Raw genomic sequence first — 17,942 nt, forward strand, 5'->3', positions numbered from 1 at the left:
CCTTTTTTAGTTTGGTATCAACAATGTAACATAATTAGCTGAACTCTTTTAATATCCAATCTAGTGGCGCTTGGTATTGCTCTGGCATCCACTGTTTCAGCGAACCAACGCTGTTATGTACTAACGCTTGATTGTGAGCAGACAGGTTAAGATGACCGACTTTTCGACCCACACGCACTTCTTTGTTATACCAAAATAGCGCTGCGTTTTGCAGACTTATCCAGCGGTCATCCTTTTCAACACCAATCAAGTTCACCATCACACATGGGAAATTAACTTGTGGCGTATCAATGGGCAAATTACACAGGGCACGTAAGTGGAGCTCAAATTGGCTAATGTGACAGCCTGCTTGCGTCCAGTGACCTGAGTTATGCACACGAGGCGCAAGTTCATTGACGAGTAAGTTATCACCGAGCCTGAAGCATTCCATCGCCATCACACCAACATAATCTAAGCCATTCATAATAGTGCTTAGCATTTGCTCTGCTTGTGCTTGTAAGTGATTGAGGCGAGATAGCGGCGCAATAGAAGCCATCAAAATGCCATCTTGATGCAGGTTTAACGCTAAAGGATAAAACAAGCAGCGACCATCTTGGGTACGAACACCCACTAATGAAACTTCTTCATCAAAGTTGATTGCTTGCTCTGCAATGGCTTCGTTGCGCCAATCGCTTGGAATGCTGGTGGACTCAGCTTGTTTTAGCCAATGCTGACCTTTACCATCATACCCACCAGTGCGACGTTTAAGCAGTACTCGTTCACCATATGATTGGTGCAATGTCGCTTCTTGGGTGTCTTGCTCAACAAGTTGCCAAGGGGCGGTGGCGACATTTAATTCGTCCAGTAGGCTTTTTTGGGTAAACCTGTCGGCTAATCTTGCGAAAATTGGACCATTGATAAAATGGGGATGCTCACTGAGTTGTAAACTCGTGGCAGACTCTGGCCACTGTTCACGCTCTGCGGTAATAATATCATTCTCACCTAAAGGTAATTTGTCAATACCGGGTGTCATAATATCGACAGGGCGAACATCGAGTGCAAGCGGTTGACCTGCATGTGCCATCATTGCGCCAAGTTGGCCATTACCTAGCACCCATACTTTTTGTTGCTGCGTCATTATGCTTCTCTCGGATCTGGATTATCTAAAATGCTATTGGTTTGCGCATTTCTAAAACCTTCCAAACGTTGCATTAATTCAGGGTCTTGTGTCGCTAGGATTTGACTCGCTAATAATCCTGCATTGAATGCTCCAGCTGTACCAATAGCTAAAGTACCTACAGCAATGCCTTTCGGCATTTGCACGATTGAGAGTAGGCTATCCATACCTGATAGTGCTTTAGATTGAACCGGCACGCCTAATACTGGCAGTGGCGTTTTAGATGCAATCATACCTGGTAAATGTGCGGCACCACCGGCACCACCAATAATGACTTTATAACCTTTGTCTGCAGCGGTACTGGCAAAGTCCATCAGCTTATCTGGAGTACGGTGGGCAGAGACGACTTCCACATGATATGGCACTTTTAGCTCATCCATAATTTGTGCGGCGGCTTCCATGGTTGGCCAATCACTTTTTGAACCCATAACAACGGCAACAAGCGCTTGCATGTATACTCCTTAAGGTACTGATATTTAGTAATTATATTTTTATGATTTTGATTCAGACCGAGAATATCATTTGGCTGAATTTAGATGGCATAAAAAAAGGGCTAGATAATAGCACGTTGCCTCTTTTTTGGCTGTAGTTCAGTGTTTTTTGCGGCTAACACTCAGTTTATAAAATCGAATATTCAGCAAAATGCCATCGTTGATAAGCAGTCAATATGACTGATTATATTTAGTGCGCTAGTGAATCGTCTTGTTAGTGCCAGTTTTGACAGATTCTAGAATTTTTCAAACTAAATTTGCCCTGCAACACACGCTATTAGTATGAGTTTGTGCTATAAACTTGTTATCAATATGAAGCTTTTTCAGTTGATGCTGTGCAATATTGAACTATTTAAAGATTTTACTTAAGCGCTCTACCTTTCAAATCTCTGCAGGATGCTCGCAACACTAAAGGATGTTTATTACTTTGCTCAACCAATGAGGGCATAGATGCTAACCCATAATAATTATAATTGTGTGTCCCCCCTATTTAGATTAGGTAGTAGAACCAAAAGGCTGATTAAAAAATCGGGGAACAGGGCCTGCTTATTTGCCAGTAGCCTTGCACTGAGCATTTGTTTCGCCTCTTTTGCTAATGGAGCGCCATTACATGGTATTGTGTTTGCAGAAACCGATACGGAAGACGTGAACTTATTAGAACAGCAGCCAATGGGGTTGTTTAGTTTAATCATCAAGAGCAGTAGTGAGAAATTAGCATTCACCCAAGAACAGGTCAGCCTTACTCGTGGTTGGTTTGAGCTGAAACGTTTAGATAATGCTTGTTTATACAATAAGTTTAAAAGCACTCAACGGGAAAAACTTGGCCACTATAGTAAGTTACCCATCAGTGTATATCCGCCACTTAGAGTGGTGACCTTATATGACAACCCAGGTGAACTTCCTGAGTTAATCGATTTATCACAACACCAAGCAGTTTCGCCTGGCAGTATTGGCATTGCCCAAGACCGCTCTTACGGTGATTACATTAACGGTATGGTTGAGCAGCATCCTGAACATTTTTTCAAACGTGGCGGAATGGACTCTTCTGAGACTTTGATTGATATGTTAGTCAAAGGGCGAGTGCAGGGGATAATTGAATATTCCGGTGAAGTTGAAGCCTATATTGACCGTCATAATATGGATGTAAAAGTGCACTCAATCCCAATTAAGCATGTCACGGAGCCTGATTATGGCTACATGGTGTGTTCAAAATCTGCAACTGGTCTAGCTTTAATTGAGGCGATGGATGAGATTATGCAGCAAACGAATTTTCAGCAGCAGTACATTGAGACTCATAATGCGTTTTTTACCGAAGAAGAGCGGCAATTATTAGCACCCGAATTGGAAAAAATATTTAATTAATCGCAGTAAACATGTCTATTGGCGGCATTTTACACTAGGTAAAGCTAACTCAAGCTTTACCTTTTTTATTTTTGAATAACCCTTTTTCGATTTGTTTACGTTTAAATAGGTAACGAAGCAACAAATGAGTGAGTTATATGATGACAATAAAGAACTTACGCTGTTTATTAGTGAGTGGTGTAATCGCGAGCTGTAGCATGTTTACGGGTACCATTAGCGCTGCGACACCTGAATACCTTGGCGCAATACAAAATGTCAAACCACAAGTAGTGGGTAGTGCAGGCATTGCCCCTCCTCAAAAAGTGACCCTTCCCGCTCAATTTATCAGTAATGGAGTTCGTGTTGCAGGTGAAACTCCTCAGTTGCAGATAGTATTGCGTACATCCCCTATTGAGCAGGTTAATTCGTCACTGGCTAGGGATGATATTGCAATGAGTAAGAGCAATAATCCGAGGGCAAGCCACAGTTTATTGAAGCAGCTATATCAATCTCCCAACTTGCCTTATGCCAATACAATTACGGCAGATATGCTCGTTAATCAATTTGAATTTGCCGATGAATATGCATTTGAAGTTTTTGCCGATGATTGTTTCAGCGTGTTTTCAGAGCTAGCGCCTTCTCCATACAATCATGGCGCTTATCTATTGATGCTAGTGGTTAAAGCCAATGGTGATGGGCTATATGCATGTAGCAACAATGGCCAGTTACCGCTAACACTGAACTTTAACCCCAATGTAATCAGTGAATTTAGAATGATAGGTTACAACCCAATTGACCAACGTAACCTTAATGCAAGGACGAGCTACCAGCAGCAACGACAAGCCGTGACGACACAAGCAATCATTTTTATCGAACTTCGCCGCAATGAGTTAGGCTACTTGCAACCTAGGCCGCGTGCTAAATATGAATTGCATCAGCAATCAACTGGAGCCAACTCGACTGTGCAGCCTTATGAGAACACTGCTTTACACAGACAAGTCCAAGACATATTTGCTAAATTGACCTTACCATCAAAGCAAAATAGTAACAGTGTGATGTTATCGCTGGAAATGATGCATAGTGGCCGCCATCAAGCCAGTGAAACTTGGTTGTTTTATGCGGCAGTCGCGGGTTGGGTTCAATTAATTAATCAAAATGTATATTTGCATCACTTCGACTATGCTAATTTGATTGAGCTAGCTCAGCAAGGCATGGCAACTGAGCAAAACGACGATAAGAATGCATTTTATCAGTGGTTAGTTAAGCATAAAGATAAGTTCAAGCAGCGAAACTGACCGCCTATATTGAGGAAATAAGGTGTCACAGGCTTCTACAATACCAACCACCCCAGAAGGGGATGAAGCGTTAATGTTGCAATTTCAGCAAGGCGACGTGCAAGCGTTTGAGCAACTTTACTTGAAGCATAAAGGTCCACTCTATCGGTACTTTGTTAGGCAGATTCAAGACAAACAATTAGCCGAAGATTTATATCAGGATACTTGGAGTAAAGTGATCAATGCTGCTGCTCGATACAGTGTTACAGCCAAATTTACCACTTGGCTGTATAAGATTGCCCATAATTTGATTATTGATCATGTCAGGGCAGTTAAGCCGTTAGATAACACGCAAGCGTTAGACGAAGAGCAAACCATGGACAGTTTTAGTGCTGATGATAGTCATCAACCTGAACATCAGTTTGAAAAAGATCAACAGCAACAATCCATGAAAGATTGCATTGAAAAATTGCCAGCTGTGCAAAAAGAAGCCTTTCTGCTCAATATTGAATTAGGGTTAACGGCAGCCAGTATTAGTGAGATTGCTGGCGTTACCCTAGAAGCCACCAAAAGTCGCATTCGCTATGCTTATAAGAGTATTAAGGCTTGCGTAGATGCTAGGTGGCAGGAGGTAAGTCATGGCTAAACCAACACAACATGAATCAGATGATGAGTTTACTCAGCTGCAGCAACAAGTATCTGAGCAATATCATCAGCAAGCATTAGAGCAACCAAGTGCTCAACTAGATCAAGCCATATTGTCTCAAGCGAACCGTCATGTGCAATTGCAACATGATGAGGCGGATATTTCGGAACCTTCTAACTCTAATGAACCCAATAAGGTAGTTAAGCTAAGCTGGTGGAAACAACATAAGTTAGGCTTATCCAGCGCAGCTTCAGTTGTGATTATTGCTGGGCTATTTGTAATGAACCCACAAGAGTTTGACGATATTAACCAGATGCCTAATGAGCTGCAGATGACCAGCCCTGAATCTATGTTGATGAGTGCGCCACAAACAACGGCTTCTGAGCCAATGTTAATGAACAGCTCTGAGCTGAGCAAAAGCCCTGAGCAGGCTAGCAGCCCTGAGCGAATAAAAGCGAATAGTAGTGAAACATCAAGTATGCCTGCCATTAGATCTTCTCAAGCAGATATGCCAGCGCAATCTTATGAGGATGCCGCTCAACCTATGGTTGATGCCGCAGCTAATCCGTTAACAGGTTCACCGCACGCTAAATTGAAAGGTCGCTCAATTAACGAAATAGCAGCGCATTCTGAAACTCGTGTATCACTTGATACCGCGGAATCTGCTTTAACTCAATTAACTGAACTGCTTAAACAGGGGGAAACGCAACAAGCGCAAGCTTACTTAATGCATATCCAGCAGCGTTTTCCAGAGTTATTGCAGCCGGAGCATCCATTACATCAGCAGTATAGAGAATTGAGTCAGCAATTTACCGATTATTAAAATAAAAATGGAGACCTAAGGTCTCCATTTTTTATGTTTAACTTGGGGTAAATGGCTTAATTATGCTGCGGCCATTGCAGCTTGATCTTGGCGCTGCATTCTCAGTAACCACTTACCATAGATGTAAATACCTACAGCAGAGATAATGCCGATAGCACCAATAATATACCAAGCCATACCAATGTTATTGGCTTCATAAAGCGCATGAGTAAGTTGTTGCGCTTCAATTCCCGTGACCTCTACAAGACGGGTAAAGGCTTCACCTTGAGGAATAGCATCAACTTGGGTTTGAGTTAAGCCGTTGCTCAATAGTTCATTACGAGAAATCACCTCTTTCGAAGCATACATTTGGTAAAGCTTCGGCGCGAAGTAACCCTCTAATGTCCAGCCAATACCTTGAGGTAGCATCACAAACCCTAAGTACATGGCTTTTTTACCTTCAGGGGCAATGTTACCCATAAATTCGTTCTTCTTAGGGCTAATCATCATTTCACCTAAAGAGAACATTGCAATCGCTAATACAATCATCCAAGCAGCATTGAATGCACCAACAAGCATGATAGCAGCGATACTTAGGATACAACCGACTAGCATTGCTGTGGTAATGCGGTACTTTGCGGTAAAAGCGGCAACCAAGAAACAGGTGGTCATGATCATACCAGCGTTAAGGTTGAGCATCCCCTCAGGCATGACCTTGGTTCCTTCATTATTCAGACCTAGCCAGAACTGTAAAATACCACTACTGGTGCCTTCTGGACCAAACAGCGAGGTAACGATAATGCTGGTATCAACCCACTCAGCAATATGGATAGGCAACACATCAAACAATGAGTTAAATAAGAACCAGAAGCCAGCAAATACCAGCATGTAGTAGATGACGACAGGCTTTTTCAGCTCGCGTAGTGCGTCTTTCCACAGTGCTTCTTGTTGGATTTCTCCTGATTTGATTTTCTTGGTGCGCTCAAGGCGCTCTTCTTTACCTGGCTCTTTATACATCAGCAAGAATAAGAAGTTCAGTGAAATAATTGCGGCACAAGCGAAGAATACGTTATCCCAAGACAGTTGACGCATATGTACGGCAACTAGAGGTCCAAGGAAGCCACCAATGTTCACAACCTGATAGAAAATACCCCAAGCCATGGAGGTGTTTTCACGGCGAGTGGATAACACTAATGTGCCTTGAATACCGGGTTTGAAAATACCTGTACCCGCGGCCAGCAACATGGCACCAATCAAAAAGCCCCAAAAACTAGGGAAAAATGCCATGAATAAATAGCCAGCAATTTTGATGATGGTAGATGCAAAGATGGTTTCTTTGTAGCCGACTCGGTCAGAGATACCGCCGGTAAGTACTGGAATGAAAGTTTGCAGCATTGCCCAAACGGCTAGAATGATACCGTAGTCATGCAAGTCAATACCCAGACCACCTTCAGAGGCTGGTGACTTTGCGTAAAGGCCCGCACTGGCTTTTACACCATAGTAAGCAATTCGCTCAACCAGTTCCATGCCGCCTACCAGCCAGAAAATGTAACCTAAACTGGTAATCGAGGCCCACATTCCTAGCTGTTTAACTTCGGTGAGATCGTTTGTTGATTGTGGGTTTGTGCCCATAATTCACCCTTTTATTGATATTATCGTGAAAAACTAGCAGACACTTTACCTAATTTGTAAGTAATTACCAAAGATTGTGTTGCAAAAAAGCAGGTTGTATACCTGCTTTTTAACACAGGGAGGGGCATTGATACCTAAAACGTCTAAAAACCGAACAGAAACTGGGTAGGTGTATTCAGATAATTGTTTTAAGTGTTATCTGTAATGAGTTAATCATAGAAGCGTATTAAAGGAACCATCTTACTGCTAATTGATATTGTTGCTCAGTTTGGGTTTCATCGAGCCCTTGCTCAACCCTCGCAGGTCGGTCACTGTGCACATAGTTGTATTCCGCTTGAATAAACCAGTTTTTGTGTAATCGGTATTGATATGACAGGGTGAATGCCGCGCCATCTTCATTGTTATCATCATCAACCATTGCATCATTATCAGTGACGGAAAATAGCTCGCCGCGCACACTCAGGCGCTGTGGTCCCCACCGTTTACTGAGTAAAACGAAGGCTGAGTCATAGTCATTATTCACTGCATCGCCGCCATCTGGCCCCTGCATCAAGGTGCTGCCAAGCATATATTGGCTGATAAATTCGATGGAGTAAGGCAAGCGCCACTTAATGCCTGCATGACTAAATTGAGTAAGCCAAGTATATTGGCCATTAATGACTATGCTGGTATCGGCGCGGTTATCATAATAACCAGCAGTAAGCTTGCCATGGCCTTGATAGTGCCATTGCCCATGAATATGGTAACCGAAACGGTTATCAAGTTCTTTGAAAGGATCTGAATCTCTGGCTTGATCTTTAAATATGCCATCTAGGCTTGGCATATTACTGATGGGCAAGGTTTCATTGAGTAAGGTTTGCCGAGAGCTTAATGTCCAACCATGCCAAGCTAACATTGCACCCGCGGTGTCATTATTTTTTAAAACGGCACCTGATAGTGCAAAATTATGCTTAGAGTTGTTGGGTTTTCCAAGACGTTCTAAAGTGACCTCCGCACCAAGGTGGCGAAATTCTTCACCTAGCCAACTATTCATGGTGGAGTAGCTTAAGGTGTAAGGTGATGTCCAAGCTGTTGCGACGTTTTCCAAAGAAATACTGGGGTACATTAAACCCAGTTTTGCCTGCCACCTAAGACCAGACTGTGATGGCAGACCGCGGTATTTCACCATGGCCTCTGTGATACCAATATTATTATTGATGCCATCAACATAGCTATTGGCTACGACTATCGCTGACAGCGGATTATCCCAATCAACACGGTATTGCAAACCTGCTTGTGCCAGAGATACTTGAGTGCCTTCATTAAAGCGAAACTTTCCAAGCCCACCTGCAACGTAACTATCTGAGGCAAATCTATCTGCTATGGCATTGCCTGTAGGAGCTGCGATGGCATAACTGTCCAGTGCAGTGGTGTGGGTTAAACGCATATCAATAACAGCAGCAAAATCATGCTCTGCGGCGCAGAGCTGCACAGTGCATAAGCTGAATAATCCTAGCCAATATTTCATCCGTTTTCCTTGTTATTATTTGACGGACAGCGATTTACCGATTGTGAGTGTTGGTCTCTTTTGTAATGCTTGACGCTTTTCTTGTTTCCCTTGTAGATAGTTGCACTCTATTTGACCTTTAGCGGTACTTAGAGCTCATTAACCACTGACTGAGCTTATTGGCATCAACTGGCTTAGATAGATAAAAGCCCTGTCCCATTTCGCAGTGATGTTTGGCCAACCATTGCAAAGAACCTTCATCTTCAATGCCTTCTGCGACAACCTTTAAGCCAAGATTATGAGCTAGCTGCAATGTGGAGCAGACGATAATGCGATCATCTTCGCTCGTCATTAGGTTTTGCACAAATGACTTGTCTATTTTTAGTTCATCTACAGGGAGTTGCTTTAGTTGAGCCAAAGAGGAATAACCCGTGCCGTAATCATCAATGGAGAGTGTCAGTCCATGCTGTTTAAGCTCCGTGAGCTGCTTAATCGCATTTTGTGGATCTGCAACGACGGCATCTTCGGTGATCTCTAAGGTTAGTGCTTCAATTGGCACTTGCTTAGCCTGTATTTGTTGCAGCACATATTGGCCGAAGACGTTATCTTTTAAATTCTCAGCAGAAATATTCACCGCAATACTCAACTCAATACCTTGCTCTTTCCATGCATGATATTGATGTAGTGCTTGGTCTATCACCCAACGCGTTAGTGCATTCATTTGTCCCATCTTCTCGGCGATAGGGATAAATGAATCGGGTGGGATCATGCCTCTTACTGGGTGTTGCCAACGGACTAAGGCTTCAACATGGGTAACCTTGTTGAGCTTGAAATTGAGCTTAGGTTGGTAGAAAAGCACCAGTTCATTATTTTCAATTGCCGGTTTTAAATCATTGACCAACTGTAATCGGTCTAAGGTATTTACATCAATTTGCTGGTGGTATATCTGAAGATGTAACCGATTTTTCTTGGCGTGTTGTAGCGCGGTATCGGCTTGACGAAGTAATGTCTCAATATCGCTTGGGTAATGAATAAAGCTAATACCAATGGTGGTTTGTAGGTGCAAAGAGATATCTTGATAACAGTACTCTGCCTCAACTGTTTGTTGAACATGGCGTATTAATTCAATGAGTTCTTTCTGCTCAGTGTGTTCAATGGCCAACACAAATTCATCGCCGTTTAATCGGCACACTGAGTCAATCTCATCAAAACTCGATAATCGACGGCCAACTTCCTTGATGACAACATCGCCAACGACATGGCCTAATGTGCCGTTGATTTCTGTCATACGACGAATGTTTATCAGACATATTGCCAAGGGGGATTTATTGTCGAACCAATCAGTCGTTATACGCGTGAGTTCATTCTTATTGCCAAGATTGGTGAGTGGGTCATGATAGGCTTGGAAAGCAATTTTATTCTCACGGCTTAAAATGGCGTTCTGCATTGCTGTGATTTCTTCTGCAAGCTCCTGCATTTCTGCGCTGCTACCTACTTCCACTTTTGAACTATAATTGCCTTTTGCGATAAACCTTGCTTGTTTAATCAACAAAGTCAGTGGTTTAGTCACACCTCTTGCAATAATGTATGCAACTAAAAGAGACATGGGCAGCATCAGTAAAATCAGCAGCAGTTGTTGAAACCATTGCTTTTGAGCAGACTCAAGCGCATCACTGCGACTTAAATACATAAAAGCATGCAGCTGGGCATTATTATTTGACGCTAGATTGAGCTCTCCTAAGGCTGACTGCCATAGAATAAACTCATCATTGGTTTGATCATGGGCAATAAAATCATTGATGACTTGGCCATCATCATCAGAAAAGCTTGAGTTAGACAGGCTGATTAATTGGCTTTCTGTCGTGTCACTTACCAGCATAAAACCGGTATTTAAGCCTGTTTGCTCTGATAATGATTGGGTTAACTCATCACCAATAATATAGCCAAAGCCAACCCAACCGATGATGTTCGATGCACCGCTAGTGAGTGGCGAAAAACGTAACTGATAAACATGGTTATCTAGCGGGTATAAAGGGCTGATAGCTTCAAATTCAGTTGAGAGCGGAGTGCGAAACTGCTTTCCCTGCTCGGGACCTACGCTCACTTTGCCCTTATTGATGCCATCAGGTGTTGTGACTAGCTGGCCAATAACGTCACCTTGTATATTTACTGCAATGGCTAAATCGGCATTGATCCGTTTTCTGTGGTTATTTAATGCGACTAAAAAGCTACGGCTATCATCATCGATAAATACGTCTTTCAGCCCGAAGTCTTTGGCAGCCGTTTCTGCAAAGGCGGAGAGGTAGTAGTTTCGGTTATCGTACTCAGACTTGAACACCAGCTCGGCAACCGAAAGCTGATTGGCTAGCTGTTGCTGCTCTAATCGCTTATTTGCATAATATGTAATCGCAAACGATATCGCTTGAACGGCGATTAGAAGCACCATAAAAAAAGCAAAGATGCGTGTTTGAATGCTGTTGAATGATTTTGCCATTAATACCCTTCCAGAAATTCAAAGTCATCTAAGCTTTGCTGAGTGGGAATATCATCCATAGTGGCATTTATTGGTATCGTTAAAGTTTGCGGCAGTGGCGTGCTAAGCTTTTGGCTGTAGGTATTGTCTTCAAGTTGAAGCTGGGGATGCCATACATTCAATTGGTACTCGGTGTCGGGTAGGGCGTTAAATTCAACCTGGCCTTGCTCATTCGTCACGCCATAAAAAGAAGTGTCAACAACCAACACGTGTCCACTCATCCAATCATGGATATTACAACCCATTGAAATATGACCCGCTTGATCAAAAACCATATCTTTTTGAGCACTATCTTTACGTAATTTGAAAGAAAAGCGTTTAGGGCCAGAAGCGGAATAGATATGGTGAGTGATGTCATCATCATTGACAAACTTCAGCTGGTAGCCTTTCTGGATGACAGTAATGTAAGGAGTAAATTGCTTATTTTCTTGATGGACTTCAATCGGTGATTTTGTTGGCTGTTGGCTAAGATCTTGCTCGGTTAATGGAGTTATTGGGGTCAAATAAACCACCATGTTTTCCATGGGAGTGGAATCGGCATTAACTATGGTGAGTTGACTGGTGAGTTGACTGGTGAGTGGATTACTCAAGGCTGGCAAACTTGTTAAACTTGCACTACATATCAGTACTGCCGCAATAGCATTATTTGCCACACTTTTTATGTTCACACTTACCTCTAGTTTCTCATGAGTCAAATCACTAATTTGCTGTCAAAGCTTGTGCTTCATTTGGCAATAATAGTCAGGTCTAGAAAAATAAGAACGTGAATGAGCTTATAATATTTCACAAAATAAATATATTTACTTAACAGTAAAATAGCAAAGAAAAAAGCAAAACGTCAGTTTTGCTTTGGTAGTGGTGTTAAATGCTAACCTAGCCGTTTAATCAGGAATGATTCACTGAAAGTGTTTATCCACCACAACATTTCTTGTACTTCTTGCCACTGCCACAGGTGCAGGGGTCATTGCGATTGATTTTTGCTTCAGCGGTTACCGCTTTAGGCTTATTGATTATTGCTTCAAGTTCAGCAATGTTTTCATCAGTACTGGCATCAACACTAATCGTTGCAAATAGCTTATGGGCCTCAAGGATTAGCTGAATTTCAGCTTGTCTTTCATTGGTTTGTACTGAAAGGATTAATGGTTTGGCTTGAGTGCCCGGTTTAGCCTGACGCTTAGTATTGTAACCACTCTCTCCATAAGCGGGTTTAGGGGTTCTGCGCCCTTTGAAGAAAAATTTATCTGACATGGTATCGCCTATGGTTGTTAAATCGTGGATAGTTTGAATGAAGCTTAGTGGAAAATGACACTTTAGCCTTATCAATGAAAGTTGGGGGTTATGACATGTTATAGAAATTCATGACTAAACCATTATTCAAAAGCAAAGGCAGCCAATAGGCTGCCTTTGCTACAAACATCAAAAGCTGATGAGGGTTAGCGCATTACGCTTCTAATTTCGCTAGCTCTGACTTTTGCTCGTTCATTTTTTCAATGTCACGGGTAAATTCAGCTAACTTTGCGCGCTCTTTTTCAATGACAACTGCAGGTGCTTTCGCCACAAAACCTTGGTTATTAAGTTTACCTTCAATACGCTTGGTTTCGTTTAGCAATTTCTCAAGCTGTTTGTCGATACGCGCCATTTCTGCTGCCACATCAATTAAACCCGCCATTGGAATTAATAACTCCATTTCACCCACTAACTGGGTTGTTGACATTGGGGCTGTTTCATCTTCAGCCAGCACTGTCATTGACTCAAGCTTAGCCAGTGTTTTGAAAAAGGCTTGGTTAGCTTCAAGACGGGCTTTATCTTGCTCGCTGACACCACGAAGTAGGGCATTTAGCGGCTTAGATGGGGCGATGTTTAGCTCAGCACGAATATTACGTACAGCCACAATCACTTGTTTAACCCATTCGATATCTGCCATGGCGCTAGCATCAACAGTGGCTTCATCAAACTGTGGGAATGGCGCTAACATTAGTGTTTCGCCTTCAACGCCTGCTAAACCTTTGACACGCTGCCAAATAGTTTCAGTAATGTAAGGCATGATTGGGTGCATTAAGCGTTGCATTTTTTCAAGTACCGTCACCAAGGTATGGCGCGTACCACGTTGCTCAGCTTCGCTACCATTTTGCAATACAGGCTTAGTTAGCTCTAAGTACCAATCACAGAATTGGTTCCAAGTGAACTCATAAAGCGTGTTTGCTGCAAGGTCAAAACGATAAGCTTCCATGTGTTCATCAAACGTCTTCACCGTTTGGTTGAACAAACTGATGATCCAGCGATCGGCTAATGACAATTGCATTTCACCGCCATTTTGGCCGCAATCTAATGCTTCACCAATGGCATCATCTGCAGCGCCTTCAACTTGTACTTCAGTGTTCATCAATACGTAGCGAGAAGCGTTCCAAAGCTTATTACAGAAGCTGCGGTAACCGTCAAGACGCTTCATATCCCAGTTGATGTCACGGCCAGTTGAAGCCATGGCCGCGAGAGTAAAGCGCAGTGCATCAGTACCGTGGGCTTCAATGCCTTCGGCAAATTCTTTTCGGGTGCTTTTCTCAATTTTGGCAGCAAGTTTAGGCTGCATCATGTTGCCTGTGCGTTTTTCAACAAGCGACTCAAGATCGATACCGTCAATCATATCCAGCGGGTCAAGTACATTACCCTTAGACTTTGACATCTTATTGCCCGCTTCATCGCGGATAAGGCCAGTGACATAAACGGTTTTGAATGGGACTTGCGGCGTGCCATCTTCATTTTTAATGAAGTGCATGGTCATCATGATCATACGGGCAACCCAGAAGAAGATAATGTCGAAACCTGTCACCAACACATCAGTAGGATGGAAGGTTTTTAAATCTTCTAGATTATCAGGCCAACCTAAAGTTGAGAATGTCCAAAGTGCAGAGCTAAACCAAGTATCAAGTACGTCGTCATCTTGGCGAAGTGTCATTGAATCAGCAATCTTGTGCTTGGCACGTACTTCGGCTTCATCACGGCCAACATAAACTTTACCGTTTTCATCGTACCAAGCTGGAATACGATGCCCCCACCAAAGCTGACGAGAAATACACCAGTCTTGAATATCGCGCATCCAAGAGTAGTACATGTTTTCGTATTGCTGTGGTACAAACTTAATGTCACCATTTTCAACGGCTTCGAGTGCTGTTTTAGCCATAGGCGCAACAGCAACGTACCATTGGTCAGTGAGTAATGGTTCAATCACCACGCCACTGCGATCGCCATAAGGTACTTTCAAACCGTGTGGCTCGATTTTCTCGAGTAAACCAAGGGTTTCAAATTCTTCTACAATGGCGGTACGCGCTTTAAAACGATCGAGACCTACGTAGCGTTCTGGTAAGTCGATTTCGACATCTTTATTCGGCGTACCATCGGTATTAATCACTTCAACTTGGCTGCGTACAGCGGCATCCAAAGTAAAAATGTTGTACATAGGTAGACTATGACGTTTACCAACTTCATAGTCATTGAAATCATGTGCTGGCGTGATTTTTACACAACCGGTACCAAATTCCATGTCGACATAATCGTCAGCCACAATTGGAATTAAGCGGTTAACAATCGGCAGTAAAATGTGTTTACCGATCAGTGATTGATAACGCTCATCATCAGGGTGAACTGCAACTGCGCTATCACCTAACATTGTCTCAGGACGTGTAGTCGCGACTTCTAGGTAATCTTTACCATCTGCCGTAAGTGCGCCTTCAGCAAGCGGGTATCTGAAGTGCCACATGCTGCCTTGCTTTTCTTTGTTCTCTACTTCGAGATCAGAGATTGCGGTGTGTAACTTACAATCCCAGTTTACTAGGCGCTTGCCACGGTAAATCAGGTCATCTTCATACAGGCGAACAAACACTTCTTGAACGGCTTTAGATAAGCCTTCATCCATGGTGAAACGCTCACGCTCCCAATCAACAGATGCACCCATGCGGCGTAGCTGTTTGGTGATGGTGCCACCAGATTGTTTTTTCCAATCCCAAACTTTATCCATGAAAGCATCACGACCTAAATCATGGCGTGATTTGCCTTCTTCAGCTTCAAGCTTACGCTCAACGAGCATTTGAGTTGCAATACCAGCGTGGTCAGTACCCACTTGCCACAGGGTGTTTTTACCCTTCATACGTTGGTATCGCGTCAAAGCATCCATAATTGTGTCTTGGAATGCGTGGCCCATGTGTAGGCTACCCGTCACATTCGGTGGCGGGATCATGATGCAATAGTTGCCTTGAGATGCGTCACCGTGAGGCTTGAAGTAACCTTGCGCTTCCCAGTTCTGGTATAGCGTTTGTTCGATAGACTTAGGATTGTATGTTTTTTCCATGGGATCGTATGTTCTTCATTAAAAAATGGGTTAAACGGCAAGAGGTTGCGTGTTCACTTGCATGCCAAGTTGTTGATATTGGCGATAACGCAGGCGAGCGGCTTGCTTTAGGGCAGTGTCTTGCGCGACAAAATCAATTATATGAGGCAAGTTTACCGCAAATTGCGGCACTTGGTCTGCTAGATTGATCAGTACTTGGCGACTTTTATTAGGACCAACGGGATCAAAGCCGATTTCAACGGGCGAACCGGTATGTAGACCTTCACCTTTAAGATTATGTGGTACAAAACTTAACGGATCTAATTGCCACAACAATTCATCCATTTGATGCGCTTGTTGTTTGTCTTGGCAATGAATATAGATGGTCTGTTGTTGACGATAATACTGCTCAGTTAATAGGCAGGCACTGTGCAGCACATCATCAATAGCTGATGAGGTCATAAGTGTGTCTGGCATGAGAAAAAACTGGGCTTGAGGCATTAACGTGTAGTGGTAATTAATTGAACAGGGATTTTATACTAAAACAGGTGGTTTTAGCTAGTTATCAACGACAGATATTCTGTGATTAACCATTTCTAAAGCGTGTAAACTCCAATAAAAAAGGTGAAGCACTGGCTTCACCTTCTTCGAGTAAGCTTTAGCGGATTATTCGCTAATTTCAACGCCTGCTTTGTTAATTAAGTATTGCGCTAATAATGGTACAGGACGGCCAGTTGAGCCTTTATTTGCGCCACTGTTCCAAGCTGTACCTGCCACATCAATGTGTGCCCAGTTATACTTCTTAGCAAAGCGAGATAAGAAACACGCTGCAGTGATAGAACCAGCAGGACGACCACCAAGGTTAGTCATATCAGCAAATGGGCTATCGAGTAGGTCTTGATACTCATCCCATAGTGGCATGCGCCATGCGCGGTCGCCACTTTGCTCACCGGCATTTAATAGTTCATGTGCAAGTGGATTATGTGAGCTGAATAAACCTGATGCATGTTTACCTAAGGCAATCACACAAGCACCCGTTAGGGTAGCGGTGTCGATCACGACTTCAGGCTCATAACGCTCAACATAAGTTAATACGTCACATAACACCAAGCGACCTTCTGCATCAGTATTTAATACTTCAACCGTTTGGCCTGACATTGTAGTTAAGATGTCACCTGGACGGTAAGCATCGCCTGATGGCATGTTTTCACAACCGGCTAAAATACCAATTACGTTAACAGGAAGCTTCATTTCACAAAGTGCTTTCATTGCACCGATAACACCTGCAGCGCCGCCCATGTCATACTTCATTTCATCCATGGCTTCGCCAGGTTTTAATGAAATACCACCTGAGTCAAAGGTTAACCCTTTACCCACAAGAACAATTGGCTTTTCAGTGCTATCAACAGCGCCTTGATACTCCATGATAGTCATGATTGACTCATTGGTGCTGGCACGGCCTACGGCAAGATATGAGTTCATACCCAGCTTAGCCATTTGCTCTTCACCAACAGTAGTGACTTTTAGGGTTTCATAAACTTCAGCCATTTGGCGAGCTTGTGAAGCTAAGTATGCTGGATTACAAATGTTAGGCGGCATGTTAGCTACGTCACGACATAAGCTCATACCTTCAGCAACTGCCGAACCATGTTCAATTGCGCGTTCGCCAATGGTCAGTTCACGACGAGTTGGTACGTTGAATACCATTTTACGTAGAGGACGACGAGTTTCACCTTTGCGCGTTTTTAATGCATCAAAGGTATAAAGGCTATTTTGCGTACTTTCTACTGCTTGACGAACTTTCCAGTAAGTATCGCGGCCTTTTACGTGTAATTCGGTTAGGAAACAAACTGCTTCCATTGAACCTGTTTCATTAAGCGTACTAATCGTTTTAGTTATGATTTGTTTGTACTGACGCTCATCAAGTTCACGTTCTTTACCACAGCCAACCAAGAGTACACGTTCACTGAGAACATTCGGTACATGGTGCAGTAGTAACATTTGTCCTGGCTTACCTTCTAAATCACCACGACGTAATAAATTGCTGATGTAACCATCACTAATTTTATCCAACTGCTCTGCGATACCAGATAAACGGCGGGGTTCGTAGACGCCAACAACGATACAGGCTGAACGTTGTTTTTCGGGGCTGCCGCTCTTAACGCTAAATTCCATGAGCACTCCTAGATTGTTAAAGACAAATTTTTATATTTATAAGATAATGATCTGATTAGGCAAAAATGCCTGATTAATTGCGAAA

Annotated in this window: 14 protein-coding genes; 4 read left to right on the forward strand and 10 right to left on the reverse strand. The window is 43.0% G+C overall.

The window, feature by feature from the left end:
• Nucleotides 1–34: 34 nt before the first annotated feature.
• Both purK and purE read right to left on the reverse strand, forming a co-directional pair.
• A complete protein-coding gene (gene purK, locus ACHUGF_RS04590; protein ID WP_394129608.1) occupies nt 35–1,117 on the reverse strand; it encodes a 5-(carboxyamino)imidazole ribonucleotide synthase in 1,083 nt (360 codons plus the stop codon).
• Nucleotides 1,117–1,608: a 5-(carboxyamino)imidazole ribonucleotide mutase gene (gene purE, locus ACHUGF_RS04595; protein ID WP_394129609.1), complete on the reverse strand. Its 492-nt coding sequence runs from the start codon at nt 1,606–1,608 to the stop codon at nt 1,117–1,119. The genes purK and purE overlap by 1 nt, the downstream gene beginning before the upstream one ends.
• Nucleotides 1,609–2,265: 657 nt before the next feature.
• Between purE and ACHUGF_RS04600 the strand changes: the two genes are divergently transcribed.
• The 4 genes from ACHUGF_RS04600 to ACHUGF_RS04615 all read left to right on the forward strand — a co-directional run bounded on the left by ACHUGF_RS04600 (nt 2,266) and on the right by ACHUGF_RS04615 (nt 5,731).
• The gene (locus ACHUGF_RS04600) at nt 2,266–3,009 is read left to right on the forward strand and encodes a hypothetical protein (protein WP_394129610.1); all 744 of its coding nucleotides are present in this window, start codon (nt 2,266–2,268) and stop codon (nt 3,007–3,009) included.
• Nucleotides 3,010–3,146: 137 nt separating this feature from the next.
• Nucleotides 3,147–4,283, forward strand: a complete 1,137-nt coding sequence (locus tag ACHUGF_RS04605; RefSeq protein WP_394129611.1) for a YfbK domain-containing protein — start codon at nt 3,147–3,149, stop codon at nt 4,281–4,283.
• Nucleotides 4,284–4,356: 73 nt separating this feature from the next.
• The gene (locus tag ACHUGF_RS04610; RefSeq protein ID WP_394129857.1) at nt 4,357–4,908 is read left to right on the forward strand and encodes a sigma-70 family RNA polymerase sigma factor; all 552 of its coding nucleotides are present in this window, start codon (nt 4,357–4,359) and stop codon (nt 4,906–4,908) included.
• The gene (locus ACHUGF_RS04615; protein ID WP_394129612.1) at nt 4,901–5,731 is read left to right on the forward strand and encodes a hypothetical protein; all 831 of its coding nucleotides are present in this window, start codon (nt 4,901–4,903) and stop codon (nt 5,729–5,731) included. The genes ACHUGF_RS04610 and ACHUGF_RS04615 overlap by 8 nt, the downstream gene beginning before the upstream one ends.
• Before the next feature lie 60 nt (nt 5,732–5,791).
• On the opposite strand, the gene ACHUGF_RS04620 is transcribed toward ACHUGF_RS04615, so the two are convergent.
• The 8 genes from ACHUGF_RS04620 to pepA all read right to left on the reverse strand — a co-directional run bounded on the left by ACHUGF_RS04620 (nt 5,792) and on the right by pepA (nt 17,857).
• Nucleotides 5,792–7,342: an MFS transporter gene (locus tag ACHUGF_RS04620; RefSeq protein ID WP_394129613.1), complete on the reverse strand. Its 1,551-nt coding sequence runs from the start codon at nt 7,340–7,342 to the stop codon at nt 5,792–5,794.
• A 226-nt stretch (nt 7,343–7,568) separates the two neighbouring features.
• Nucleotides 7,569–8,849, reverse strand: a complete 1,281-nt coding sequence (locus ACHUGF_RS04625) for a hypothetical protein (protein WP_394129614.1) — start codon at nt 8,847–8,849, stop codon at nt 7,569–7,571.
• 118 nt (nt 8,850–8,967) lie between these two features.
• A complete protein-coding gene (locus ACHUGF_RS04630) occupies nt 8,968–11,322 on the reverse strand; it encodes an EAL domain-containing protein (protein ID WP_394129615.1) in 2,355 nt (784 codons plus the stop codon).
• Nucleotides 11,322–12,029 (reverse strand): cupredoxin domain-containing protein, encoded by a 708-nt coding sequence (locus ACHUGF_RS04635; protein ID WP_394129616.1) that lies wholly within the window; start codon nt 12,027–12,029, stop codon nt 11,322–11,324. Before ACHUGF_RS04635 ends, ACHUGF_RS04630 begins: the two co-directional genes overlap by 1 nt.
• A gap of 241 nt (nt 12,030–12,270) precedes the next feature.
• Nucleotides 12,271–12,609, reverse strand: a complete 339-nt coding sequence (locus ACHUGF_RS04640) for a PBPRA1643 family SWIM/SEC-C metal-binding motif protein (protein WP_394129617.1) — start codon at nt 12,607–12,609, stop codon at nt 12,271–12,273.
• Between the two features lie 193 nt (nt 12,610–12,802).
• Nucleotides 12,803–15,703, reverse strand: a complete 2,901-nt coding sequence (locus ACHUGF_RS04645) for a valine--tRNA ligase (RefSeq protein WP_394129618.1) — start codon at nt 15,701–15,703, stop codon at nt 12,803–12,805.
• 30 nt (nt 15,704–15,733) lie between these two features.
• Nucleotides 15,734–16,183 (reverse strand): DNA polymerase III subunit chi, encoded by a 450-nt coding sequence (locus tag ACHUGF_RS04650; RefSeq protein ID WP_394129619.1) that lies wholly within the window; start codon nt 16,181–16,183, stop codon nt 15,734–15,736.
• A 165-nt stretch (nt 16,184–16,348) separates the two neighbouring features.
• Nucleotides 16,349–17,857, reverse strand: coding sequence for a leucyl aminopeptidase (gene pepA, locus ACHUGF_RS04655; protein ID WP_394129620.1), 1,509 nt, complete (start codon nt 17,855–17,857; stop codon nt 16,349–16,351).
• Nucleotides 17,858–17,942: the final 85 nt, after the last annotated feature.

This window comes from Shewanella maritima (genome assembly GCF_043643735.1).
Taxonomy (GTDB): Bacteria; Pseudomonadota; Gammaproteobacteria; order Enterobacterales; family Shewanellaceae; genus Shewanella; species Shewanella maritima_A.